The organism is Kribbella sp. ALI-6-A, from assembly GCF_001984195.1.
GTDB lineage: Bacteria > Actinomycetota > Actinomycetes > Propionibacteriales > Kribbellaceae > Kribbella.
On sequence record NZ_MTQN01000010.1, the window covers coordinates 485,424 to 509,296 of the forward strand.

Genomic DNA, 23,873 nt, shown 5'->3' on the forward strand with positions numbered 1-23,873 from the left:
GTTGGCGTCCTACGTGGTCGCGCGCGGCTTGCCCGAGCACTCGTTCACAGCGAGGTCCGGCAGTCAGCAGTGCGCCATCTGCGGCCTCTACGCCGAGGCCGCGGCGGAGGACTTGAACGTGCTCAACTTCGAGCGCTTCAAGTGGGCCGGAGTTCGCCGCGACAGCATCGTCTACGTCGCGTTCGACCTCCAGCAGTTTCTCCGCGCGCCCCGCCCCGAGGTGCGTACCGAGGATGCTGACCTCGGACGCACGATCCTTGACGTCCTGAACAACTTTTCCGCCCGAGACGACGGCAGCTCAAGCCGCAGCTCAGCTCCGGTGCCTGAAAGGCAACGCGGCAGAGCGAGGTGTTCTGCTGGACATCCTGGGAGTCTGCGGAATCCTCGCTTCAGCCGCGCACCCCGGCCACGACCAAGAGTTCGTGCCGGCGATCGAGCGGCACTTACCGCCCCGACGCTTCGTGGACAGGGCCTATCCCGTCTGTTGGTGGACAGCGTCCGACGGCGTCAACTGGGGAGCTGTCAGCGAGCTGCTTCCCACAGTGGCACTCCGCTGAACCGGGCGTTCACTCCTGCTTCTTGCCAGTCAGCTCGCGCTGGAGGCGGAGCAGAAGGGCCCGGCGAGCGTGCGCCCGGACGACCAGCACAAGTGACACCGCGACGAACACGCCCCCTACTCCGATCGCGGCGCCCACGCCGGTACCACGCTGCAGCGCGATGGCCGTGACGCCTACGGTCGAGACGAGCGACGCAACCAGGGCGATCCAACCGGCAATCACCCTGTCGGTCGCGAACAACGGCACCCTGCGCGTCAGCAGCCAGCAGCCGTAGCCCGCCCAAGCCAGGCAGAACACGGTGAGCACCGCGAACGCCAACTGGGTACGGGCGGGCAGCGGACCCGGCTCGGTCCACCACAGCGCGGCGACAAATGCGCCGCCGGCCAGTCCGGCCAACAGCGCCAGCACTGCACGCAGACGCCGCCACGGTGACAGCGACGGCGCAAGCCGGTCGAGCATCTCCTGCGTCGACAGACGCGGCTCCTCACCGTTCATGACCGGTATCCCCTTTCCTCCCATTGCTCCCGCAGCATCCGGCGAGCCCGATTGAGTCTGGACTTGACTGTGCCGACCGGGACGTCGCAGATCTGTGCGCAGTCGTCCACCGACAGGTCCTCCAGGTAGAACAGGACGAGAACCTCCCGTTCGAGGACCGGTAGTCGCGTCAGTGCGGCGATCAGCTCCGCGCGATCCGCGATGGCCTCGACCGGGTCGTCGACGGCTGACTCGCCGGGTGCCACCTGCTCGTGTGCTCGGGCGTACTCAGCGCGCAGGCGGTCGGTCACCGAGTGGCGCGCGATCGTGAACAGCCAGGGGACGAACCGGTCGGGTGCCCGAAGCCGAGGCAGGCCACGGACCACGGCCAGCCAGACCTCCTGAGTCACGTCATCGGCCCGCTGCGCATCCAGCATTCGCCGCACATAGCTCCACACCGGCACCCGCCATCGGTCCACCAGCTCCGCCAAAGCAGCCTGTTCGCCCAACTGAGCGCGGACCACCAGCAGCTCATCGGTCATCCTCATCCCTTCCGTCACCAAGCACAGTCGGACGAGGAGCCGCTCAGGTTCACGCCGCACCACCTCGTCCCCGTTCGAGCCCAGCCGGCGGGTGCGGCGGTCGCGGGGAGTGGCGACTACAGCCCTTGGCCGGTGGCCAGCTCGAATCGGAGGCGGCCGGTGATGCCCACCGTCGTTGTCTCGTCGATGTACTGCCGGGTCGACCGGGTGAGGAATCGGAGCTCGGAATCGTAACCTCCCGGTACGCCGCCCGCAGGTTACCGGCGCCGTCGGGCGTGGATCCCGCGCGGATCCAGGCGGCCACGATCGCTGCCTCGTTTCGCACGGCGTTCCACCGGGCGCGGGTCAGAGGGCCCATGGATGCCTCGATCCTCGTGACCACCTGGGGCGGCGTCTCCGGCCAGAAGCACCAGTTGCTCACGGCCTCGATCAGGGTCAGCGTCAGCCCCCGGTCGAGATTGGCGTGCAGATCCGCACCTGCCAGGGCCTCCTCGGTGATCGCGAAGGCAGTCAGCACCGGGGTCGCGTCGCCGTACCGCGCTCTGCGATGCCGGCCCGGACCGCGCCCCCGGACGGCCTGTTCACCCTGGCTCACTGTCTCCTGGATGAACCGCCTTTGCCAGGAAAGTAACGAGGTCTTCGATCACGCGGTCGGGGTGTGCCAGGTGAACGGCATGGCCGACGCCGCTGTACAAGACGTGGCGGGCGTCGGGGATGCCATGCAGGAGCACACTCTGATCACTGCTGACAAAGGCGTCCTGGTCCCCGGATATCAGGAGAGTCGGCGCCGTGATCCGACCGCGGATCGCCGTCGGGTCGGCGTCGATCAGCCCGCGCAGTGTCGCCTTCCAGATCTGAGCAGGGACCTTGAGGCTTTCGCCGACCAAGACGTCGACAAACTCCTCGGGCACCCCTTCGGGGCACGTGCCGCGTACGAACTCCCGGACAAAGGCACGGTCCAGCGGGTCTTCGAGGGCCGAGATTTCCTTCCAAGCCTCGGCTAGCGCCGGCTTGTCGGAAAGGGTGGCGGGAGTGCTGATGAGGACCAGGGCCGAGACGCGCTCGGGCGCGCTGCCTGCGATGAACTGCGAGACCAGGCCGCCGCTGGAGGATCCGACGAAGACTGCACGTTCGACGCCGACCGCGTCCAAGAACCCCACCATGTCGGTGGCGAGTTCTTCGGGGCTGTAGCCCTCCGGGGGGCGATCGGCGTCGCCGTGGCCACGCTGAGTCGGCGCATAGCCGTGCAGAGGCGCCGGGAGACTCCGAAGAACACGATCGAAGTACCGCCAGGACTCGACGTAGGCGTGCACGAACACGACCGGGGTGCCTGCGGGGTCACCTGTCTCGGCGTAAGGGAGCGTGAGCCCGCTTCCCAGGGTTGCGGTCCTGATCCTGACGGCGTCCATGGCCATTCCTCCTGCCGCGCGTCGCGGTTTGCCGGGACCAGTGACCTGGCGGTCACTGGTCCCGACGGATTCACCGCAGCGGCGCCCTTGGATCCTGACCGTACGACCACGCGTCAGTCGTTGGGAATGGCATCGATCAGGAACGGCGCGTCCGTGCCGTGCGCAGCGGTAGCCGCTCGGAGTCAGGCGTCTGCTGGGAACGGAACGCCGGTGTTGGAGTGGCACCTGTAGCCGTTGGGGTTCTTGGCCAGGTACTGCTGGTGGTACCCCTCGGCGTAGTAGAACGTCGACGCCGGCGCGATCTCCGTGGTGATGTCGCCGTAGCCGCGGGGCTTGATGACCGGGGCGTAGAGGTCGCGCGTGCGCTCGGCCTCCGCGCGCTGCTCGTCGGTGGTGTAGTAGATCGCCGAGCGGTACTGGGAGCCCAGGTCGTTGCCCTGGCGCATGCCCTGGGTCGGGTCGTGGGTTTCCCAGAAGACCTTCAGCAGGTCGGTGAAGGTGGTCTTGGTGGGGTCGTAGACGACGCGGACCGCCTCGGTGTGGCCGGTGCCGCCGGTGCAGACCTCCTCGTACGACGGGTTGGGGGTGTACCCGCCCGCGTAGCCGACCGCCGTGGTGTAGACGCCGGGCTGCTGCCAGAAGATCTCCTCGGTGCCCCAGAAACAGCCGGTGCCGAACCAGACCTCGGCGTAGCCCTCGGGCGCCGGCGCCGTCTGCGGCGTACCGAGCACGATGTTGTCGGCCGGGACCGCGTAGCCGGGCTCCGGGCGGCCGGGCAGGGCTGCCGACGGCTCGACCAGAGCGGTGTTGCGCTTGAAGAACGACATCTCACGCCTCTCGCAGAATGACTTTCATAGTCTCCCAACACGGAGCCGGAGGCGAACCTTCCCCGGCGTGCTTACGGCGCGATGACGTCACGCGATCAGCGCGGACGCCGTCCGCCGGGCCGCCGGGCCCCGCTCGGTCAGTTGCCCGTACGACGCCGCCAGCAGCTCGACGGCGTGACGCAGCGTGTCCGGGTCCTGCGTGTACGGCAACCGCATGAACGTCTCCAGCCCGCCCTCGGGCGAGAACCGCGTCCCCGCCACCAGCAGTACGCCGTTACGCTGCGCTACCCCCACCAGCGAAGACCCGACCGGCGCGGGCAGCTCGCACCACATCGACAGCCCGCCGCCGGGCAGTGTGAACTTCCACTCCGGCAGCACAGACCGCAACGCCGAGGCCAGCGCGTCCCGCCGCTCGCGTAGCCCTGCTCGCCGTTCCGGCAGAATCGAGGCACGGTCCCGCAGTAGCCGGGCGACGACCAATTGCTCGAGCACAGGCGCGCCGAGGTCCATCGAGGCCCGCGCGTCCAGGATCCGCGCGACCAGCGGTTCCGGCACTCGCAGCCAGCCGATCCGCAGCCCGCCCCAGAACGACTTGCTCACCGAGCCGATCGTGATCACGCCGGGGTCGTACGCCGCGAACGGCGGCGGCATCTGCTGCCCGTCCAGAGCCAGCTCGTACAGGGTTTCGTCGATGATCGCCGTCGTCCGGCTGCGCGCGAACGCGATCGCCAGCCGCTGCCGGTCCGCCGCGGACATCAGCCGGCCGGTCGGGTTCTGGAAGTCGACCACCAGCCAGGCGGCCCGCGGCGCGGTCTGCCGAATCGTTGCCTCCAGCAAGGGCAGGTCCCAGCCGCCGGGGCTCATCGGCGCGGCGACGACCCGCGCGCCGCTGCGCCGGATCGCGTCGACGGAGTTCGGATGGGTCGGGCTCTCGGTCAGCACGCGATCCCCGATCTGGGTCATCGCCCGGATCGCGATCGACGTCGCCGCCAGCGCTCCGGCCGTGACGATGATCTGGTCCGCGGACGTCGGCAGCCCCCGCGCCTGGTACGACGCGGCGATCTCCTCGCGCAGCGCCGGCAAGCCCTGCGGGTGGTACCCGGGCGTCGCCAGGTGGTACGGCAGATCCTCCAGCGCCTCGGCGACCGCCGTACTGATGCCCGGTACGGCGGGGGAGGCGGCGCAGGTGAAGTCGTACAGCCCGCCGGTGTCGATGCCCGGCGCGTGGTGCCGGCCGAGCTCCGGCTCGATCCGTGACGGCAGCGCGGTCACGCTGCCCGAGCCGCGCCGACTGGTCAGGTACCCACGATCGCGCAGCTCCCGGTACGCCGAGGCGACCGTCGTCCGGCTGACCCCCAGGGCGTCGGTCAGCTCCCGCTCACTCGGCAGCCGTGAGCCGGGCATGATCCGGCCGTCCGCGATCAGCAGCCGGAGCCGTTCCGCGAGCGCCCGGTACGCCGGTCCGCCGGTGTCCGACCATGCTCCGAGCAGGCCGGTCAGGCTGCTCGCGGGAAGCTGTTGCCCAGTCATGCAGTCCACTATTGCGCAATTGGCTATCGATCACCAGGCCACTGGCACCCAAACTGGAGTGTGTGACCGCCACCGCAGAACCAACCACGCCGCCCCGCACGCTCGCCGCGCTCAACCCGATCGAGCAGCTCCGGGCCGGCCGCCTGCCGCGCCGGCTGGTCCAGCTCTACGTCGGGCTGATCCTGTACGGCGCCTCGATGGGCCTGATGATCGAGAGCCACCTCGGCCTCGACCCGTGGGACGTGCTGCACTCCGGCATCACCGCGCACCTGCCGCTGACCTTCGGCACGGTGGTGATCGCGATGAGTTTCGTCGTCCTGCTGCTCTGGATCCCGCTGCGGCAGTGGCCCGGGCTCGGCACGATCAGCAACGCGATCGTGATCGGCCTGGTCACCGACCTGTCGCTGGCGCTGCTGCCGACGCCGGACGCACTGTGGGTGCGGATCCTGTTCCTCACCATCGGCGGCATCGCGCTGAACGCGCTGGCCGGCGCGCTCTACATCGGCGCCCAGTTCGGCCCGGGACCGCGCGACGGGATGATGACCGGTCTCGTACGCCGTACCGGTCTGAGCGTGCGGCTGGTCCGCACCAGCATCGAGGTGACGGTGCTCGCCGTCGGCTGGCTGCTCGGTGGCGTGGTCGGTCTGGGCACCGTCGCCTACGCCCTGGCGATCGGTCCGCTGGTCCACATCCTGCTGCCGATCTTCACCGTCCAGCTGCCGGCGCGCGCGAAGTCCTAGGCGGACGGCGAAACTGCAGATCAGTCGAACCGGGCCGGTCGGCATCCCTCCAGCTCAGGCTCGGGCCGACCGGTGAGGATCTCGGACGCGGCGAGCCTCCCGACCGCGGCGGCCAGGGTGATCGCGGAGTGCATCACGGCGACGTACAGGCCCTGGGTGCCGGCCGGTGCGCCGATGATCGGCTCGCCGTCGACGGGCATCGGTCGCCAGCCGATCTCGACCGAGACGACCTCCGCGTCGCCGGCACCACCGAAGGCGGCGGCGAACCGGTCACGAACACGCTCGGCGGTCGCGAGCAGCGCGGCCTGATCGGTCTCACCGCTGTACGCCGCCGGCGCGAGGACCGTGCCGTCGTCGAGTTGCCGGGCCTCCAGCGCCGGCGTCGCGACGATCGACCGGACCAGGCCGGGCTTCGCGCGCAGCCGGACGAGGATTGCCGGCGACGGCTCGACGGGCAGGGTGGCGCCCATCCCGGCGCAGAGGGCGACGCTGCCGGTTCCGGCCGCCAGGACGACGGTCGTTGCGGGAAGGTGGCCGGCGGTCGTCCGTACGCCGGTGACCGTCCCTGTCTCGTGGTCGAGGGCGATCGCCGGCGTCCCTGTCAGCAGCCGCGCGCCCCGCTCACGGGCGGCTGCGGTGAGGAGCTCGACCGCCGCGACCGGGTCGAATGCCCCGTCCTCGGGGCTGTGCGTGGCCTCGGCCGGGGGATCGAGCAGGTGCGGCTCGAGTGCCGGGAGGTCGTCTGTGCTCGGCCCCGGCGTGGCGTCGAACCCGTCCCAGCTCAGTGAACCCGTCCAGCGGATCGACAGCGCGGGAAGCTCCGCCTCCAGGCGGCGGTAGTCGTCGAGCGCGAGATACCGCAGCGGTGCCGAGGGCAGGTCGCTGGTGACCGGACGTCCGATCCACGCGAACGAAGCCCGGGTGGCGCCCGAACCGGGCAGGCCGGCGTCGATCAGCGTGACCGGTCGGCCCTGCCCGCTGAGGTGGTAGGCCAGCGACGCACCGACGATGCCGGCGCCGACCACGACAATGCTGGGATCCGCCATCCCGTTGTTCTAGCAAAGCGGGCATCGTCACGACACCGAATATCGACGCCCAGGACACAGCACGGCCCGGACCACGCTCGGTCCGGGCCGTGCTGTGCAGGACCCCTCAGCCTGCAGACCGTGGGACTAGCCGACCGGCTCCAGTGCGCGCTGCTCTTCGGCGGGCCGCTGGTTCTTCAGCTTGCGCGGCCACCACGCTCTGGTCCCCAGCAGCGCGGTCACGCTCGGCACCAGGAAGATCGACATCACGAACGCCGAGATCGCGATCCCGACGGCGACCGAGAAGCCCATCTCGGTCAGCAGCGCCATACCGGCCAGCATCAGCGAGGAGAACGTGCCGGCCAGGATCAGCCCGGCCGCCGCGACCGACGGACCGCCGTGCTCGATCGCCAGGTCGGCCGAGGTGCGCGGATCGGTGCCCTGCTCGGCCTCCTCGCGCAGCCGGGCGATCATCAGGATGTTGTAGTCGGTGCCGATGGCAACAACGAACAGATAGAGCATGATCGGCAGCGAGAACGACACCCCGGCCTGCCCGGCGGCGCCCTGGAACACCAGCACCGTCGCACCCGTCGTGCTGAAGAAGCTGAGCACCACCGCGATCATCAGCACCAATGGCGCCAGCAGACTGCGCAGCAGCAGCGCCAGGATGACGGCGATCAGGCCGCCGGCGACCGGGAAGATCACCGCCAGGTCGCGGCTGTTGGCGTCCCGGATGTCGGTGTAGCTCGCGGTCACGCCGCCGAGCAGCGTCGTCGTACCGGCCGGAGCCTCGGCGTGGGCCGCGTCCTTCAGAGCACCGTCGACCAGGTCGAGGGACTCCGCCGCGTACGGCGCGCCGTCCAGTACGACGTTGATCTGGGCAACGGTCTTGTCCTGGTTCAGCAGCGCGGGGGAGCCGTCGGCCGAGGCGGGCAGGACCGCTCCGACGCCGTCGACGGCCGCGAGCTTGCCGGCGTACTGCTTGAGCTCGGCCGGGTCGAGCGGGCTGCCGTCGGTGCTCTTCACGTAGACGGAGGTCGGGTTCAGCGCGCCGGCCGGGAAGCCGGTCTGCAGGTCCTTGATCGCGCGGGACGACTCGGTGTCGTCGGGCAGCTGGGCGAACGCGTCGTAGTCGATCTTCATCCCGAGCGTGCCGAGCGCCAGCGCGACCATCAGGCCGCCGGAGATCGCCGCGACCACGGCCGGGCGACGGGCGGTGAACTGGCCGAAGCGCTTGAACATCGCGCCCTTCGGCGTCTTCTGCCACGACTTCGACGGCCAGAACACCTTCGGGCCGAGCAGCGCGACCACGGCCGGGATCAGGGTGATCGCGGCGAACGCCATCACCGCGACCGCGATCGCCAGGCCCGGTCCGAGGCTCTTGAAGCCGCCGAAGACCGCCAGCAGCAACGCGCTGAACGACACCACGATCGCGCCGGCCGCGGAGACGATCACCTCGGCGACCCGGCCGGCCGCGGTGATCAGCGCCTGCTTCGGCTCCTCGCCGGCGCGCAGGCGTTCGCGGTACCGGAAGAGCAGGAACAGGATGTAGTCGGTGCCGACGCCGTACAGCACGACGGTCAGGATCGTCTGCAGGTCCTGGGTGACCTGCAGGTCGAACGCCTTGGCCGCGAGCGCGATCAGGCCGGGCGCGATCGCGCTGACCAGACCGACGGTGAGGATCGGCAGCAGGGCCGCGACCGGGCTGCGGTAGATGAACAGCAGCAGGCCGATGATCAGCACGACGGTGGCGATGCCGACCACGACGAACGCGTTCTCGAAGGCGTCCTGGTTGTCCAGGAACAAGGCGGCGTCGCCGGTCACGCCGTACTCCAGACCGCTGTCGGCCAGCGCCGAGCCGGTCACGTCGCGGACCTTCTGGACGGCGTCGAGCACGGCCTGGTCGTCGGCCAGACCCTTCAGGCCGACGCTGACCAGCTGGACCTGCTTGTTCGGCGAGAGGGCCTGGGGGCCGGTGACCGCCGCGGTGACGCGCTCGATCTTCGCGTCGTTGATCGACTTGGCCAGACCGGTCACCTCGGCCTGGTCGGCCGCGGACAGCTCACCGCCGCCGGACCGTTTGACCACGATGCTCGCGGTCGCGTCGTTGGTCTGGCCGAACGCGTCGGCCGCCAGCTTCTGCGCCTGCACCGACTCGTAGGAGTCGGGCAGGAAGCTGGCCTGGTCCTTGCTGGTGACGTCGGCCAGCGTCGGCGCGAAGGCGAGCACGGCGACGGCCGCGATCACCCAGGCGGCGATCACCTTCCACGGGTGGTGGACGACGAACCGTCCGAGTCGGTTGAACACGGGACCCCTCCTGCCTTGCCGGTCTCTACCTGCCGGTCGGTTGGTAGACTACCTGCCGCACGGTAGGCTGGCCAAATGAGAAAGTAGGGGCATGCAGCAGGAGACCCCGATCGATGACCGCCGGACGACGGCGTCCAGGCAGCAGCCGCGTGACACCAAGGCGGAGATCCACCGGGCGGCGCTCGAGCTGTTCAGCGGGCAGGGGTACGAGAAGACCAGCCTGCGGGAGATCGCCGAGCAGGTCGGCATCACCAAGGCGTCGCTGTACTACCACTACTCGTCGAAGCAGGAGCTGCTGAAGGCGATCATCGGCACGTTCTTCGACGACATCAACGCGGTGTTCGAGCGGATCGAAACCACGCCGTGGTCGCTGGAGGTCGAGCAGGAGCTGCTCAGCGCCTACCTGGACGTGGTGATCAAGCACCGGGGCACGGGACCGACCCTCCTGCGCGACATCGCGGCGGTGCTGGCGGCGTTCGGGGACGACCTCGACGACCTGATCGCCCGCAGCCGCAACTTCCAGTCCTGGCTGGCCGGCCCTGATCCCGAGCCCCGCGACCGGGTGATCGCCTCCGCCGCGGTCGAGGTGGTCGGTGCCGTCCTGTCCTCAGGTCTGGAACCCGCCCAGCTCAGCGACGCCGAGCTCCGCCAGACGCTGCTGGAAGCGGCCACCGCCGTACTGTCGGGGCGGCGCAACATCCCGTCCTGACGCACAGAAGGCGAGCCCGAGCCTTTGCTCGGACTCGCCCGCTTGTGCGTGTAGGTCAGTCTCTGCTCGGACCGCTCTGGCCCGGCCCCTCCTGCTTGCGGTGCTGACCGGGCTTCTGCTCGCCCGTCGCCGCCGATTCCTGGCCGGCCGGGGCCGTGGGGGAGTGGATCCCCGACGGCGGTGCGACGCCGGTCAGCGCCGAAGCCATCGCCTGGGACGCCTCCAGGTTGCGATCGCCCGCGACGGCCTGCCGGCCCTCCGCGGTCTGCTGCGGGACGCCGGTCTGCTTGGTGTCGTAGTTGTTCTCGATGTACGCCGCGAGCGCCGCCGCCTTGGCCGGGCGCTGCTCCTCGGGCGAGGCGAAGTAGTCGGCCGCGAGTTGCGCCATCACCAGCTCGGGCTTCTGCAACTTCTGGTCGGGCGAGAGCGTCGGGTCCATCCGGGCCGCCGCGAGACCGGCCAGGGCAGCGCTGGCCTTGGCCGCGCCCTTGCTGATCTGGTGGTTGACGAAGGCCGCGGACCGGTCGTACTTGTCACCGACCCAGGCCGCCGACTTGTCGACCTTGTCGTCCACCCACTGCTCCACCGGGGCGAGCTTCTCGTCGACCCACTGCTGCACGGGCTCGGCCTTCTCGTTGACCCAGTTCTCGGCGCGGACCGCCTGGACCTGCGCCCACTGGTTGGCGGCGCTCAGGCCCTCGCGGCCCTTCGACCACGCCCAGCGGCCGCCCGCCGCGATTCCGCGCGCGGCACCCCGCGCCATCGACAGGCCGGCGTCGCGCGCGAGGCTGACCGCCGCGTCGCGCGCCTGGACGACGGACTCCCGCGTCGGCATGCTCAGCCCACGCGACTGCTCGGCCCGGTGCCGACCGCCCTGCGCCTGGTTGAGCGCACGGTCCGTACCGGCGAGGCGCTGCGCGAACTGGCTCAGCCGGGTCATCGTGTTGCGGATCGCGCGGATGCCCCGGGCGACGCCGTTGATGATCGGACCGACGGACGCCGCGACCCGGATCACCCGGCCCAGGGCCTGCTGCTCGCGAGGGCTGAGCGCGGACAGCGAGCGGGCGGCGCCGTCCACGTCACCGGGCGTCCACGGCGTCAGTCCGCGACGCTCGGGTCCTTCGTTCGGTGTGCTCATCGGTTCTCCTAGTCGATGTAGACCGCGTAGTTGACGCCCACCGCCGGAGTCAGCGGGTCCTTGGTCGGCTTGTTGCTGAACAGGTGGAACTGCGCGCCCGGCCGCACCCAGACGGCCAGATGCCGCCGGTCGGCGCCGGCGCCCGGTCCCCACGCGTCGAGAAAGTCGGGATCGGTCTCGTCGCCGACGTAGTCCGGTTCGCCCCAGTGCTTGCGAGCCAGCGCGAGATGCGCGGGCCAGTGCTCGTCGAGCCCGGCCTCCGCCTCGGCGATGTCGTCCGGCCCGATCTGGTACGCCGACCAGCCGGAGTTGCGGCAGTCGGAGAACACCAGCCCGTCGAACACCACCATCGTCGTCCCGCGCCGCGTCGTGAACCCCCACGACGCCGACCCGTCGTCGATCGTCTCGCCCGGCTCCAACGGCCACGGCGTCCAGCCCGTCGCCGCCATCACCCGGTTCACCAGCGCGGTCACCACGGCCGGCCCAGTCGCGTCGCTGTCCGGCCCCGCCACAGCGGTCCAGTCCCGAACCTCGGCGAAGTCGGCCATCGCCAGGTCGTCCTCGTCCAGCGGCCTGTCCTGCGTCTTCATCCGCATCCCTTCCGTCACACCCCGGCGCGGCCTGCCCGGCAAACCTAGGCGGAATCCGGGGTCAAAGCCCCCACCCGAACAACAGACCGACGAGGAGAGCGCAACAACAGACCGATGAGGAGCGCACCAGACAGACCGATCAGGAGCGCACAAAGGTCATGGGGCCTCCCGGTCTGGACCGACGAGGGAAGACCGGGAGACAAAGCCCCATGACCACGCCGAGCCGAAGGCGAGGCCAAAAGCACAGCCCACGGCTGGTTCACCCCCCAATAAGACCAACACGTACATTGGTTCGGTGGACATGAGCAACCAGTACGGCTTCGAGACACTCGCCATTCACGCCGGCAACGAGCCCGACCCGACCACCGGCGCGGTGGTCCCCCCGATCTACGCGACCAGCACCTACAAGCAGGACGGTGTCGGCGGGCTGCGCAACGGCTACGAGTACTCCCGGTCGGCGAACCCGACCCGGACCGCCCTGGAGGAGTGTCTGGCCGCGATCGAGGGCGGCAAGCGCGGGTTCGCGTTCGCCAGCGGTCTGGCCGCGGAGGACACGCTGATCCGGTCACTGTGCGTGCCGGGTGATCACGTGGTCTTCCCCGACGACGCGTACGGCGGCACGTTCCGGCTGTTCTCGAAGGTGCTGGGCAACTGGGGTGTCGAGATGACGCCGGCCGCGGTCACCCACCCGGAGGCGATTCGGGCCGCGATCCGCCCGGGCAAGACCAAGGTGGTCTGGCTGGAGACGCCGACGAACCCGCTGCTGAACGTTGCGGACATCGCGATCGTCGCGCAGGTCGCGCACGACGCGGGCGCGCTGCTGGTGGTCGACAACACGTTCGCTTCGCCGTACCTGCAGCAGCCGCTGGAGCTCGGTGCGGACGTGGTCGTGCACTCGACGACGAAGTACATGGGCGGGCACTCGGACGTGGTCGGCGGTGCGCTGATCGTCCGGGACGCGGAGCTGGCGGACAAGATCGCGTTCCACCAGAACGCGATCGGCGCGGTCGCCGGGCCGTTCGACTCCTGGCTGGTGCTGCGCGGGATCAAGACCCTCGGGGTCCGGATGGACCGGCACAGCGACAACGCCGAGAAGGTGGTCGAGTTCTTGCAGCGCCACCCGGCGGTGACCACGGTGCTCTACCCGGGTGTCGAGGGTCACCCCGGCCACGACACCGCGGCCAAGCAGATGAAGCGGTACGGCGGGATCGTGTCGTTCCGGGTCACCGGCGGCGAGCAGCACGCGCTGGACATCTGCAACAAGGCCGAGGTGTTCACGCTCGGGGAGTCGCTGGGCGGCGTCGAGTCGCTGATCGAGCACCCGGGCAAGATGACGCACGCTTCGGTGGCCGGTACTCCGCTGGAGGTTCCGGCCGATTTGATCCGGCTCAGTGTCGGGATCGAGACGATCGACGATCTGCTGCACGACCTCGACCGCGCGATGGGGTGACGGGCGGGCCGACGCTGCCACCCAGGCACCGGGCACCAGGCACCAGGCACCAGGCAGGCACCGGGCACCGGGCACCAGGCACCGGGCACCGGGCACCAGGCACCGGGCACCGGGCACCGGGCACCAGGCACCAGGCACTGTCCCCACTCCACGTCGTTCCCGGCCGCCGCGACCTCAGCCCCAGCGACCTTTCCGGCCGCATCGCCGCCGACCCCGACCGGCACCCGGAAACGACCCACGGTGCAACTCGCTGCCGTCAGCAACGAGTCGCACCACGGGCGGGCGGTGTGGCGCGTGCGGATCCCGTCCTGGTGCGTCCCGGAGGGGGGCTCGGCAGCGGACGGGTCGGCGCCGTGTCGGATGGATCGGCGTCGTGGCGGGCGGGTTGGTGGTACGGCAGTCTGGGTGAGTGCAGCGGCGGTTGCTGATTGGGCGGTGAGGGATGGCGCTGGTGGTGGCGGTCGACTTCGGGTCGACGTTCACGAAGGCGATCGTGGTCGACGCGGGCTCGGGGGACCTGGTGGCCCGGGCCGAGCACCGGACCACGATCGGGACCGACGTGCTCGACGGCTGGTTTGCTTGCCGGGAGCAACTGCTGGCGGTGGATCGGGGTGTCGAGCGGGCCGAGGTGCTGGCCTGTTCGTCGGCGGGCGGTGGGCTGCGGATCGCCGTGGTCGGCAACGAAGAGCTGGTGACGGCCGAGGCCGGCCGGCGCGTCGCGCTGTCGAGCGGCGGTCGGGTGGTCGCCGTGGTCAGCGGCGGGCTGACGGCGTCGTCGGTGAAGGCGTTGCGGGCGGAGAAGCCTGATGTGGTGCTGCTGCTGGGCGGGACCGACGGCGGGAACTCGGCGGTCCTGACCGGTGCGGCCGGCGTCCTGGCGAAGTACAAGTGGCGGAAGCCGGTTGTTGCAGCAGGCAACGTCGAGGCGCGGGACGAGGTGGCCGGTCTGCTCGCCGCGGGTGGAGTGCCGTCGGTGCTCGCGGACAACGTGGTGCCGGAGATCGGCGTGTTCGCGCCGGACTCGGCGCGGGCGGCGATCCGGGAGATGTTCCTGACCCACGTGATCGGCGGCAAGAACCTGTCGAAGGATCCGGCGTTCGCGCGGATGGTGCGGGCGGCGACACCGGACGTCGTGCTGCGGGGCGTCGAGGTGCTCGCGCGGTTGCACGGTGACGTCGCGGTGGTGGACATCGGCGGGGCGACCACCGACGTGCACTCGGTGATCGAGCTCGACCCCGAGGACGCGAACCTGGGACGCGAGGTGGTCGCGACGCACCCGGTGACCCGGACGGTCGAAGGCGACCTGGGGATGCGCTGGAGCGCGATGCCGGTGGTGGCGGCCGGCGTCGAGGCCGGGCTGATCGAGCCCGCGGCGGAACTGGCCCAGGCGGCTCGGCGCAGGCACGCCGACCCGTCGTACCTGCCGGACAGTCCGCAGGAGGCGGCGTACGACGAACTGCTCGCGCGAGTGGCGGCAACCGTCGCGTTGCGGCGGCACGCGGGGCGGCAGCGGGTGGTGTTCGGGCCGGGCGGGCGCGTGGTCGAGCGGTCCGGCAAGGATCTGCGGGAGGTGGACCTGCTGGTCGGGTCCGGGGGAGTGCTGCGGCACAACGGGCCCGAGGTGGCCGAGCGGATCCTGGGCGCCGTCGCGGTCGGCGCGCAGGAGGAAGGGTGGCTGGTCCCGACCGGCGCCCGGGTCTGTGTGGACCAGGACTACGTGCTGGCCGGGGTCGGTCTGCTGGCCGAGACGAACCCGACGGCGGCCGAGGGTCTCGCGCGCCGAGTCGGCGCCGACATTCATGGAACGGTCTCCACGGGGCACTAGGGTCGGGAACCGAGCCCCTGGGGAGGTGCCATGAGCGATCCGGACCAGCCGGAACGGAACGAACCGGTCGGCGTACCGGACGTCGGGCGGGACGCGCCGAGTCCGGTCGCCGACAACGAGGTGGTCGACCAGACGAGCCGGTCCGTCGTCGCGGACGACGACTCCGGCGAGCACCACCTCCTGGTGGCGTCCAGCCGCGGCCGGATCGACACCGGCGTCACCCCCGGCATGCAGATCGCCAGCGCCTGGGCCTGGCGGTTCCTGGTCGTCGTCGCGGCCGGTCTGGTGATCGCCTACGCGCTGCGGTACCTGTCCGAGGTCGTCGTCCCGGTGACAGTCGGCGTCCTGCTCACAGCCCTGCTCGTGCCGATCACCAATGCGCTGCACAAGGCGAAGATCGCCCGCGGGCCGGCGGCCGGCATCACCGTCGTCGCCACGCTCGTGGTGGTGGCCGGGCTGCTGACGCTGGTCGGCGCGCAGATCGCGACCCAGTTCGAGAACCTGTCCACCCAGGTCGGCGAGGGTGTGCGGGAGTTGCGCGACCTGGCCCGGATCAACCTGAACGTCAGCGATGCCGACATCACCGACGCCCTGAACCGGCTGCGCGACACGGTGATGTCCGGCGGCGCGATCGGTCAGCGGGCCGCCGAGGTCGGCACCACCGCCACGCACATCGTGGCCGGGTTGTTCATCTCGCTGTTCTGCCTGTTCTTCTTCCTCTACCAGGGCGAGCAGATCTGGGCCTGGCTGGTCCGGCTGTTCCCGCTGCAGGCGCGCGAGAAGGCCGACTCGTCGGGCCGCAAGGCGTGGGTCTCGCTGACCGCGTTCGTCCGGGCGACGATCATCGTCGCCGCTGTGGACGCGATCGGGATCGCCCTGGGCGCGGCCATTCTCGGGCTGCCGTTGGTCAGCGCGATCGGCATCCTGGTGTTCGTCGGCGCGTTCGTGCCGGTGGTCGGCGCGCTGGTCAGCGGGATCGTCGCCGTCCTGGTCGCACTGGTTGCCAAGGGCCCGCTCGTCGCGGTGATCATGCTCGCGGTGGTGATCGGCGTCCAGCAGTTGGAGGCCCACATCCTGCAGCCGTTCCTGCTCGGCCGGGCGGTCAGCGTGCATCCGCTCGCGGTGATCCTGGCGATCGCGACCGGCGTGATCATCGCCGGCATCGTCGGTGCCCTGGTCGCCGTACCGACCGCGGCGGTGCTGAACACGATCATCAACCACCTGGCGGGCAACGACGTCGACCCGGAACCACCACGCCCGTTGCCCCGCAGACCACCCAGACGCCGTCCCCCGGCCGACGCTCCGATCACCGAGGCCTGACCGTACGCCGTACTCGAGCAGGGCCACACCGACGAACGACAGCCGCCGCCGGGGAATCCCCGGGGGCGGCTGTCAGGTCGTGTGGATCAGTGCATCGCGGCGGCCGCGGAGGTCTCCAGGTTCGGCTCCTCGCCGTCCTTGGGGGCGTCGTCGCGTCCGGCCAGACGCTGCTCGGGCGTGATGATCGCCAGCACCAGGGCGATCACCAGGAACGGCAGGGAGACCAGGAACACGTCGCCCATCGCCTCGACCAGGCCGAGCAGCGCCCAGCCCTGCATCGGTTCCTTGAGGGCGTGCAGCGCGTCGACGCTGTTGGCCGCCTTGGCCAGCGTGCCGACCATGTTCTGCGCGGAACTCGGGACGATGTCGCCCAGGTGCTCGGTCAGCCGGCTGGTCAGCACCGCGCCGTACACGGCCGTGCCGATCGCGCCACCCATCGAGCGGAAGAACGTCATCGTCGAGGTCGCGGTGCCCATGTGCTTGCGGGGCACGCTGTTCTGCGCGGCGGTGACGGTGATCTGCATCGACAGACCCAGCCCGGAGCCCATCACGAACATGTAGATCGCCAGCTGCCAGTACGGCGTGCTCAAGCTCAGCGTGGACAGCATCACCATCGCGCCGCCGACCAGGACCGCGGAGATGATCGGGTAGATCTTGTAGCGGCCGGTCCGGCTCATCAGCTGGCCGCTCGGGATCGAGGCGCTGAAGATGCCGAAGATCATCGGCAGCAGGGCCAGTCCGGACCGGGTCGGCGACAGGTCCTTGACCGCCTGCAGGTACAGCGGCAGGAAGATCAGCGCGCCGAACATCGCGAAGCCGAGCAGGAACGTGTATCCGGCGTACCCGGCGAAGATCCGGCCCTTGAACAGGTCCATCGGGATGATCGGCTCGGAGACCCGCAGCTCGACGAGGACGAAGGCGACGGCGAGCACGACCGCGGCGACCAGCAGACCGATCGTGGTGGCCGAACCCCAGCCGTTGTCCGGGCCGCTCCAGGAGACGGCCAGCAGCAGCGAGGTGACGGCGGCGGTGACGATGGCGGCGCCGAGGTAGTCGATCTTGTGGCTGCGCCGGACGTGCGGCAGCTTGAGCACCGCCGCGACGACGCCGAGTGCGACCGCGCCGATCGGAAGGTTGATCCAGAAGATCCAGCGCCAGCCGGGACCGTCGGTGAGCAGACCGCCGAGCAGCGGGCCGGCCACCGAGGACAGGCCGAAGACGGCCCCGAACCAGCCCATGTACTTGCCGCGCTCGCGCGGCGGGATCACGTCACCGATGGTGGCGAAGGCCAGCGACAGCAAACCGCCGGCGCCGAGGCCCTGGACGGCGCGGAAGCCGATCAGCTCCTCGATGTTCTGCGCGAGGGCGGCCAGCACCGAGCCGGCCAGGAAGGTGAGGATCGCCGCGATGAACAGCGGGCGGCGGCCGTACAGGTCGGAGATCTTGCCCCACAGCGGGGTCGAGGCGGTCGAGGTCAGCAGGTAGGCGGTGACCACCCAGGACAGCTTGTCCAGGCTGTTGAACTCGCTGACGATCTGCGGCAGCGCCGTACCGACGATGCTCTGGTCGAGCGCGGCCAGGAACATGCCGGCCATCAGGCCGCCGAGCACAACCATGATCTGCTTGTGGGACAGGTAGCTCGGGGCGTTCGGATCGGGCGGGGCTCCGCCGGCGACGGCGGGCTCGGTGGTGCTCATCTGGTGCTCTCCACGTTCTGTTCGGTGTTCAGTCGCGCCGCGGCGGCCCAGCCCTTGTCGGCCCAGGCCTTGTCGTCGCGCGCGTCGGTGAGGTTGGCGACGCCGTCGGCGAACCGCGTCATCAGCCCCTCGAAGGTCTTGATGTCCTGCTCGGACCAGCCCTCCATCGCCTGGGTGAGCAGCGCCATCCGGCGCTTGGCGTTCTTCTCCCACTCGGCGGTGCCCTGCTCGGTCAGCTCGACCCGGAAGGCGCGGCCGTCGTCGGGGTCGACGGAGCGCTGGACCAGGCCCGCCTGCTCCAGGGACCGCACGTGCCGGCTGGCGGTGGAGGCGTCGATCTCCATCTTGTTCGCCAGGTCGGACAGCCGCAGGGCGCCGTTGCACCGCAGGACGAAGAGCACCAGGTGGGCGCTCTGGTCGAGGGTGTCACCGGGCTGCTTGGCCTTCAGCCGCCGCCCGATCCGGGTGAACGCGTGCAGAACCCCCTCGACAGGGGTCTGCGGAACGTACCGGTCATTTACATGCATGGTGCAAGCATATACATGCTTGCGTGATACATGCAAATGAGTTTCCTAGGATGTCTCTCAGGTTGCCAGTGATTTACCGCCCGTAGTGTGGCGGTCACACAGCGTCGGAGATGGGGGTTCTGGATGCAGAAGTTCGCGGTCGTGACGGGTGGCGGGACCGGGCTCGGGCGGGAGATGGCGCTCGCCCTCGCGGCCGCCGGGTTCCAGGTGACGGTGACCGGGCGGACCGAGGCGAAGCTGCGGGAGACCGCACAGGCCGCCGAACAGGTCGACGCCGTCGGGGACGCCGGGGTGGGCGGGGTGCGGGCCGCGGTGCTCGACGTCACCGACGGCGCGGCCGTGCGCGAGTTCTTCGCCGGGCTGCCCCGGATCGACGTCCTGGTCAACAACGCGGGCACCGGTATGACGGCCGCGCCGATCGAGCAGGTCGGCGAGCAGGACTGGCGCGCGGTCGTCGACACCAACCTGACCGGTTCGTTCCTGTGCGCGCAGGCGGCGTTCGCGCTGATGCTGAGCCAGGACCCGAAGGGCGGCCGGATCATCAACAACGGCTCGCTGTCGGCGCACGTGCCGCGGCCGCACGCGATCGCCTACACCGCGTCCAAGCATGCGATCACCGGGCTGACCAAGGGCCTGGAGCTCGAGGGCCGGCCGCACGGCATCACCGCCGGCCAGATCGACATCGGCAACGCGGCGACCGCGATGACCGAACGGATGGAGCAGGGCGTGCTGCAGCCGGACGGCTCGACCGCGATCGAGCCGACCTTCGACCCGAAGATCGTCGCCGACTTCGTCGCCCGGGTCGCGCTGCTGCCGACCTCGGTCGCCGTGCCGAGCTTGACCGTGATGGCGGCCGGGATGCCGTACGTCGGCCGCGGGTAGCAGCCCGTACGCCGGCCGGCCGGCGTACGGGCTCTGGGTGGGTCAGCCGATCCGGTTGACCGTGGACGCCGAGGCCGGGCAGATGATCAGCAGGCAGCTCTCCACCTTGACGTCGTCGATCACCGCGCCCCAGGCGGACCCGGTGGTCCCGGCGAACTCCAGCACCGAGGAATTGGACAGCAGATTGGTGAAGTAGAAGCTGCGGTACACCCAGCCCATGTTCCAGTTGTTCTTGCCGGCGACGCTGAAGGTGAACGTGTCCACCTGCTGGCCGTTGACCTTGACGTTGCCGCTCTTCACGACCGGCCCGCCTTCGGGGTTGCCCGCGACCGCGAACGTCACCTTGTACGTCGTGAGCAACGTCGCCGGCAGTGTCCGGGCGACGGACCCGTCGTTGGAGCCGTTGAGATCGAGTGACTGCCGTCCCTCGGCGTCCTGCCAGTCGGTGGTGAGGTCGACGCTGCCGGACGTCACCGTCCAGCCGCCGAACTGCTGCCCGGCGACGTAGTCGTGGAACTCGACGCCCAGCGCCGGGTCCTCGAAGCCGTTGGCGAAGACCGGCGCGGCCGAGGCCGGCGACGCGGTCAGTGCGACGAGCGCGGTGGACAGGGCGAGCAACAACGTCGTACGGCGGAACTTCGGCATGGCGGGGCCTCCCCAGGCAGACGGACGGACGGGTCCTGTCTGTCAGCCTAGAGTCACTCTCCGCAGTCGGCGCGATTCGACGGCGTGGGTCAAAACGACAAGAGGTCTGTCGGTGGATGCGTCTAGGGTCTGGAAGGTGAGTGAGCAGCGGGAGTCCCTCGTCCATGCGCGTGGACTGACCAAGGCGTACGGCGCCTTCGAGGCGGTGCGCGGGATCGACCTGGACGTCCGGCGCGGGGAGGCCTTCGGGTTCCTCGGGCCGAACGGCGCGGGCAAGTCCTCGACGATGCGGATGATCGGCGCGGTGTCGCCGGTGAGCGGCGGGACGCTGCGGATCCTCGGGATGGACCCGGCGACCGACGGGCCGGCGATCCGCGCGCGGCTCGGGGTCTGCCCGCAGGACGACACGCTCGACACCGAGCTCTCGGTCCAGGAGAACCTGACCGTCTACGGCCGGTACTTCGGGCTGTCGCGGGCCGAGTGCCGGGCCAGGGCCGCGGAGCTGCTGGAGTTCGTCGCGCTCACCGACAAGGCCAAGGTCAAGGTCGACGAACTGTCCGGCGGGATGAAGCGGCGGCTGACGATCGCGCGGTCGCTGGTCAGCAAGCCCGACCTGCTGCTGCTCGACGAGCCGACGACCGGGCTCGACCCGCAGGCGCGGCATCTGCTGTGGGACAAGCTGTTCCGGCTCAAGCAGGCCGGGGTCACGCTGATCATCACCACCCACTACATGGACGAGGCCGAGCAGCTGTGCGACCGGCTGGTGGTGATGGACGGCGGGCTGATCGCCGCCGAGGGTTCGCCGTACGAGCTGATCCGGGACTACTCGACCCGCGAGGTGACCGAGCTGCGGTTCGGGCCCGAGGTGATGTCGACCGACCACGACGCGCTGGCCGGCAAGGTCGAGGACCTGGCCCAGCGGATCGAGGTGCTGCCCGACCGGCTGCTGCTCTACACCGACGACGGTGAGCGCGCGGTCGCCGCGGTGCACGAGCGCGGGCTGCAGCCGGCCGCCGTACTGGTCCGGCGGTCGACGCTGGAGGATGTGTTCCTGCGGCTGACCGGACGGACGCTGGTCGACTGATGAGCGTCGTCCTGGAGAACGGCCGCCGCCAGTTCGACTACTGGGCGACGGTCTACAAACGCACCTGGAAGGGCAGCCTGGTCAGCAGTTTCCTGCTACCGCTGCTCTACTTGGCCGCGATGGGCATCGGTCTCGGCTCGTTCGTCGACGGCACCGGCACCGGCGCGCTCGGCGGGATCAGCTACCTGCAGTTCATCGCGCCCGGCCTGCTCGCCGCGACCGCGCTGCAGATCGCGGTCGGCGAGTCGACGTACCCGGTGCTGGGTGGGATCAAGTGGCAGAAGTTCTACTTCTCGATGATCGCGACGCCGCTGCGGCCGGCCGACGTGATGTACGGGCAGCTGGCCTTCGTCGCGTTCCGGGTGCTGACCACCTGCGCGGTGTTCCTGCTGGTGATCGCGCTGTTCGGTGGGCTGGCCACGCCGTGGGGACTGTTCGGTCTGCCGGTCGCGCTGCTGGTCGGGATGGCCGCGTCCGCACCGGTCTGCGCGGTCGCCACCCGGCTCGACAACGACTCCGGCTTCGCGATGATCTTCCGGTTCGGCGTGATCCCGGCGTTCCTGTTCTCCGGCGCGTTCTTCCCGGTCTCCCAGCTGCCCAACTGGATCGAGTGGCTGGCCTACCTGAGCCCGCTGTGGCACGGCGTCGAGCTGTCGCGGGACCTGAGCCTGGGCACGGTCGACCCGCTGGCCGCCCTCGGAAACCTGGCCTACCTGGCCGCCTGGTTCGTTGTCGGTACGTGGTTCGCGGTCCGCGGCCTGACCCGGAGGTTGATCAGCTGATGGCGACTCTCACCGCGCGCGTGCTGCCGCTCCCGCTCGGCAACGGCCGGCACCTGGTCGAGCGCAACTTCCTGGTCTACCGGCACGCCTGGATCGTGTTCGTCTCCGGCTTCTTCGAGCCGGTCTTCTACCTGCTGTCGATCGGCGTCGGCGTCGCCCAGTTGGTCGGCGACTTCCACCTGGCCGACGGGACGGCGATCGGTTACGCCGCGTTCGTCGCGCCGGCGATGCTGGCCAGCTCGGCGATGAACGGCGCGGTCTTCGACTCGACGTACAACATCTTCTTCCGGATGAAGTACGCCAAGCTGTACGACTCGATGCTGGCCACGCCGCTGCGGCCGTGGGACGTCGCGACCGGCGAGGTGACGTGGGCGTTGCTGCGCGGTGCCTGCTACTCGGCGGTGTTCCTCGTGGTGATGCTGGTGATGGGGCTGGTCGAGTCGTGGTGGGCGCTGCTCGCGCTGCCGGCCTCGGTGCTGATCGGGTTCGCGTTCGCCGGCGCGGGCATGGCGATGACGACGTTCATGCGCAGCTGGCAGGACTTCGAGTTCGTCCAGCTGGCGACGATGCCGATGTTCCTGTTCTCGGCGACGTTCTACCCGATCGAGACCTACCCCGGCGCGATCCGCTGGCTGGTCGAGATCACGCCGCTCTACCAGGGCGTCGCGCTCGAACGCGCGCTGACCACCGGCACCGTCAGCTGGACCCTGCTGATCAACGCGCTCTACCTCGCCGCGATGGGCACCGCCGGCATGTATGTCGCTTCGCGCCGGCTGGGCGCACTGCTGCTGAAGTAGGCCCTACCAGTCGAGGTGCTGGTCGCCCAGGCGGTCGGCGTACCAGCTGCGGATGGCCGCGATCGTTGCGGCCGGCAAGGGCTCGGCGGCCGCGGCGATGCTGGTCTGCAGGTGCTCGATCGACCGGGTGCCGGGGATAACCGTGGACACGCCGTCGTTCGCGAGCAGGAACTGGACGGCGGCGTCGACCAGGCTCACGCCCGGCGGGAGCAGAGCGCGCAACTCGTCGACCAGACCGGCGCGCAGCGCGACGTCCTCGGCGGACCAGCGGGACCGGACGTCGTCGAAGGTGCTGCTCGCGTCGTACCGGCCGGACAGCCAGCCCGATTCCAGCGGGACCTTGACGATGACGCCGGCGCCGTGCGCGGGAGCTTCGGAGACGCCCGGCCAGGTCTCCTGGAAGAGCGCCGACATCCGGACCTCGATCGCCTGGGACGCGGTGGTGGTCAGCACGGTACGAACGTCCTGGTCCCAGTCGACCGAGGCGCCGAAGGCACGGATCAGGCCCTTGTCCCGCAGGGCTTCCAGCGCCGCGTAGTGCTCGGCGCTGGTCAGCACCTCCGGCGGCGGACTGTGCAGTACGACGACGTCGATGTGGTCCACCGCCATCCGCCGGGCGCTGCCCTCGACGGACGAGGCGATCGCGTCGACCGACCAGTCGGTGCGGCCGTCGTGCGTCGGGCCGACCTTGGTGCAGAGCACCACCTGCTCGCGGGGCACGCTCTGCAGCGCGGTGCCCACGTTGAGTTCGCTCTGCCCGGCGGCGTACGCCGGGGCGGTGTCGATGAAGTTGACCCCGGCATCCACCGCGGCGTGCACGATCCGAACCGCCTCGTCCGGCTCCGGCCCGGTCGGCCAGCTGGCCGACCGCCCGAGCTGCCACGCCCCCAGGCCGATCGTGCTGACGTCGATACCGGAGTCGCCGAGCGGACGCTTCTGCAGAGTCATGACGACCACGCTAACCGGTCAGCGGTCTCGTCGGTGCGGCACGCGAGCCGAGCCGTCGAAGGAGCCGA

22 protein-coding genes are annotated in these 23,873 nt (G+C 70.2%); 9 read left to right on the forward strand and 13 right to left on the reverse strand.

Features of this window, described 5'->3' with window-relative positions; translation table 11 throughout:
- Positions 1–566 precede the first annotated feature (566 nt).
- The 5 genes from BWI15_RS16680 to yczR form a co-directional block, all read right to left on the reverse strand.
- Positions 567–1,052 (reverse strand): hypothetical protein, encoded by a 486-nt coding sequence (locus BWI15_RS16680; protein WP_077015322.1) that lies wholly within the window; start codon positions 1,050–1,052, stop codon positions 567–569.
- The gene (locus tag BWI15_RS16685) at positions 1,049–1,636 is read right to left on the reverse strand and encodes an RNA polymerase sigma factor (protein WP_202817670.1); all 588 of its coding nucleotides are present in this window, start codon (positions 1,634–1,636) and stop codon (positions 1,049–1,051) included. Before BWI15_RS16685 ends, BWI15_RS16680 begins: the two co-directional genes overlap by 4 nt.
- Positions 1,637–2,154: 518 nt before the next feature.
- Entirely contained in the window at positions 2,155–2,982 is an 828-nt protein-coding gene (locus tag BWI15_RS16690) for an alpha/beta fold hydrolase (RefSeq protein WP_077016028.1), read from the reverse strand.
- A 182-nt stretch (positions 2,983–3,164) separates the two neighbouring features.
- Positions 3,165–3,809 carry a peptide-methionine (S)-S-oxide reductase MsrA gene (gene msrA, locus BWI15_RS16695; RefSeq protein ID WP_077015324.1) on the reverse strand — a complete coding sequence of 215 codons (645 nt, stop codon included), beginning with the start codon at positions 3,807–3,809 and terminating at the stop codon, positions 3,165–3,167.
- Positions 3,810–3,896: 87 nt separating this feature from the next.
- Positions 3,897–5,339, reverse strand: a complete 1,443-nt coding sequence (gene yczR, locus BWI15_RS16700) for a MocR-like transcription factor YczR (RefSeq protein ID WP_077015325.1) — start codon at positions 5,337–5,339, stop codon at positions 3,897–3,899.
- A gap of 62 nt (positions 5,340–5,401) precedes the next feature.
- Here yczR and yczE point away from each other — a divergent pair, with 62 nt between their 5' ends.
- The gene (yczE, locus tag BWI15_RS16705) at positions 5,402–6,079 is read left to right on the forward strand and encodes a membrane protein YczE (protein ID WP_077015326.1); all 678 of its coding nucleotides are present in this window, start codon (positions 5,402–5,404) and stop codon (positions 6,077–6,079) included.
- A 20-nt stretch (positions 6,080–6,099) separates the two neighbouring features.
- Here yczE and BWI15_RS16710 read toward each other — a convergent pair whose 3' ends face one another.
- Positions 6,100–7,125 carry an NAD(P)/FAD-dependent oxidoreductase gene (locus tag BWI15_RS16710; RefSeq protein WP_077015327.1) on the reverse strand — a complete coding sequence of 342 codons (1,026 nt, stop codon included), beginning with the start codon at positions 7,123–7,125 and terminating at the stop codon, positions 6,100–6,102.
- Between the two features lie 126 nt (positions 7,126–7,251).
- Positions 7,252–9,411, reverse strand: a complete 2,160-nt coding sequence (locus tag BWI15_RS16715) for an MMPL family transporter (protein ID WP_077015328.1) — start codon at positions 9,409–9,411, stop codon at positions 7,252–7,254.
- A gap of 91 nt (positions 9,412–9,502) precedes the next feature.
- On the opposite strand from BWI15_RS16715, the gene BWI15_RS16720 reads away from it, so the two are divergent.
- Complete coding sequence (locus tag BWI15_RS16720) at positions 9,503–10,120, forward strand: TetR/AcrR family transcriptional regulator (protein ID WP_083750815.1); 618 nt, start codon at positions 9,503–9,505, stop codon at positions 10,118–10,120.
- Positions 10,121–10,175: 55 nt separating this feature from the next.
- Here the strand turns inward: BWI15_RS16720 and BWI15_RS16725 are convergent, their stop codons facing one another.
- Positions 10,176–11,258 carry a hypothetical protein gene (locus BWI15_RS16725; protein WP_077015329.1) on the reverse strand — a complete coding sequence of 361 codons (1,083 nt, stop codon included), beginning with the start codon at positions 11,256–11,258 and terminating at the stop codon, positions 10,176–10,178.
- Positions 11,259–11,266: 8 nt separating this feature from the next.
- Positions 11,267–11,848, reverse strand: a complete 582-nt coding sequence (locus BWI15_RS16730; protein ID WP_077016030.1) for a hypothetical protein — start codon at positions 11,846–11,848, stop codon at positions 11,267–11,269.
- A 301-nt stretch (positions 11,849–12,149) separates the two neighbouring features.
- On the opposite strand from BWI15_RS16730, the gene BWI15_RS16735 reads away from it, so the two are divergent.
- The 3 genes from BWI15_RS16735 (at position 12,150) to BWI15_RS16745 (ending at position 16,443) form a co-directional block, all read left to right on the forward strand.
- The gene (locus BWI15_RS16735; RefSeq protein ID WP_077015330.1) at positions 12,150–13,298 is read left to right on the forward strand and encodes a cystathionine gamma-synthase; all 1,149 of its coding nucleotides are present in this window, start codon (positions 12,150–12,152) and stop codon (positions 13,296–13,298) included.
- A 442-nt stretch (positions 13,299–13,740) separates the two neighbouring features.
- On the forward strand, positions 13,741–15,123 hold the full coding sequence (locus BWI15_RS16740) for a glutamate mutase L (RefSeq protein ID WP_077015331.1): 1,383 nt from the start codon (positions 13,741–13,743) through the stop codon (positions 15,121–15,123).
- A gap of 30 nt (positions 15,124–15,153) precedes the next feature.
- Positions 15,154–16,443: an AI-2E family transporter gene (locus BWI15_RS16745; protein WP_077015332.1), complete on the forward strand. Its 1,290-nt coding sequence runs from the start codon at positions 15,154–15,156 to the stop codon at positions 16,441–16,443.
- 86 nt (positions 16,444–16,529) lie between these two features.
- Here BWI15_RS16745 and BWI15_RS16750 read toward each other — a convergent pair whose 3' ends face one another.
- Together BWI15_RS16750 and BWI15_RS16755 are read right to left on the reverse strand one after the other, a co-directional pair.
- The gene (locus BWI15_RS16750; protein ID WP_077015333.1) at positions 16,530–18,140 is read right to left on the reverse strand and encodes an MDR family MFS transporter; all 1,611 of its coding nucleotides are present in this window, start codon (positions 18,138–18,140) and stop codon (positions 16,530–16,532) included.
- Positions 18,137–18,667, reverse strand: a complete 531-nt coding sequence (locus BWI15_RS16755) for a MarR family winged helix-turn-helix transcriptional regulator (RefSeq protein WP_077015334.1) — start codon at positions 18,665–18,667, stop codon at positions 18,137–18,139. Before BWI15_RS16755 ends, BWI15_RS16750 begins: the two co-directional genes overlap by 4 nt.
- A 123-nt stretch (positions 18,668–18,790) precedes the next feature.
- Here BWI15_RS16755 and BWI15_RS16760 point away from each other — a divergent pair, with 123 nt between their 5' ends.
- Positions 18,791–19,549, forward strand: coding sequence for an SDR family oxidoreductase (locus BWI15_RS16760; RefSeq protein ID WP_077015335.1), 759 nt, complete (start codon positions 18,791–18,793; stop codon positions 19,547–19,549).
- A gap of 42 nt (positions 19,550–19,591) precedes the next feature.
- On the opposite strand, the gene BWI15_RS16765 is transcribed toward BWI15_RS16760, so the two are convergent.
- On the reverse strand, positions 19,592–20,194 hold the full coding sequence (locus BWI15_RS16765) for a DUF642 domain-containing protein (protein WP_077015336.1): 603 nt from the start codon (positions 20,192–20,194) through the stop codon (positions 19,592–19,594).
- Between the two features lie 136 nt (positions 20,195–20,330).
- On the opposite strand from BWI15_RS16765, the gene BWI15_RS16770 reads away from it, so the two are divergent.
- From BWI15_RS16770 to BWI15_RS16780, 3 genes are read left to right on the forward strand one after another with little or no spacing between them, the layout of a single operon-like run.
- Positions 20,331–21,278 (forward strand): ABC transporter ATP-binding protein, encoded by a 948-nt coding sequence (locus tag BWI15_RS16770; RefSeq protein WP_077015337.1) that lies wholly within the window; start codon positions 20,331–20,333, stop codon positions 21,276–21,278.
- On the forward strand, positions 21,278–22,060 hold the full coding sequence (locus BWI15_RS16775) for an ABC transporter permease (RefSeq protein ID WP_077015338.1): 783 nt from the start codon (positions 21,278–21,280) through the stop codon (positions 22,058–22,060). The genes BWI15_RS16770 and BWI15_RS16775 overlap by 1 nt, the downstream gene beginning before the upstream one ends.
- Positions 22,060–22,857, forward strand: a complete 798-nt coding sequence (locus BWI15_RS16780) for an ABC transporter permease (protein WP_077015339.1) — start codon at positions 22,060–22,062, stop codon at positions 22,855–22,857. Before BWI15_RS16775 ends, BWI15_RS16780 begins: the two co-directional genes overlap by 1 nt.
- A 3-nt stretch (positions 22,858–22,860) precedes the next feature.
- Here BWI15_RS16780 and BWI15_RS16785 read toward each other — a convergent pair whose 3' ends face one another.
- The gene (locus BWI15_RS16785) at positions 22,861–23,805 is read right to left on the reverse strand and encodes an aldo/keto reductase (RefSeq protein WP_237771311.1); all 945 of its coding nucleotides are present in this window, start codon (positions 23,803–23,805) and stop codon (positions 22,861–22,863) included.
- Between the last annotated feature and the right edge of the window lie 68 nt (positions 23,806–23,873).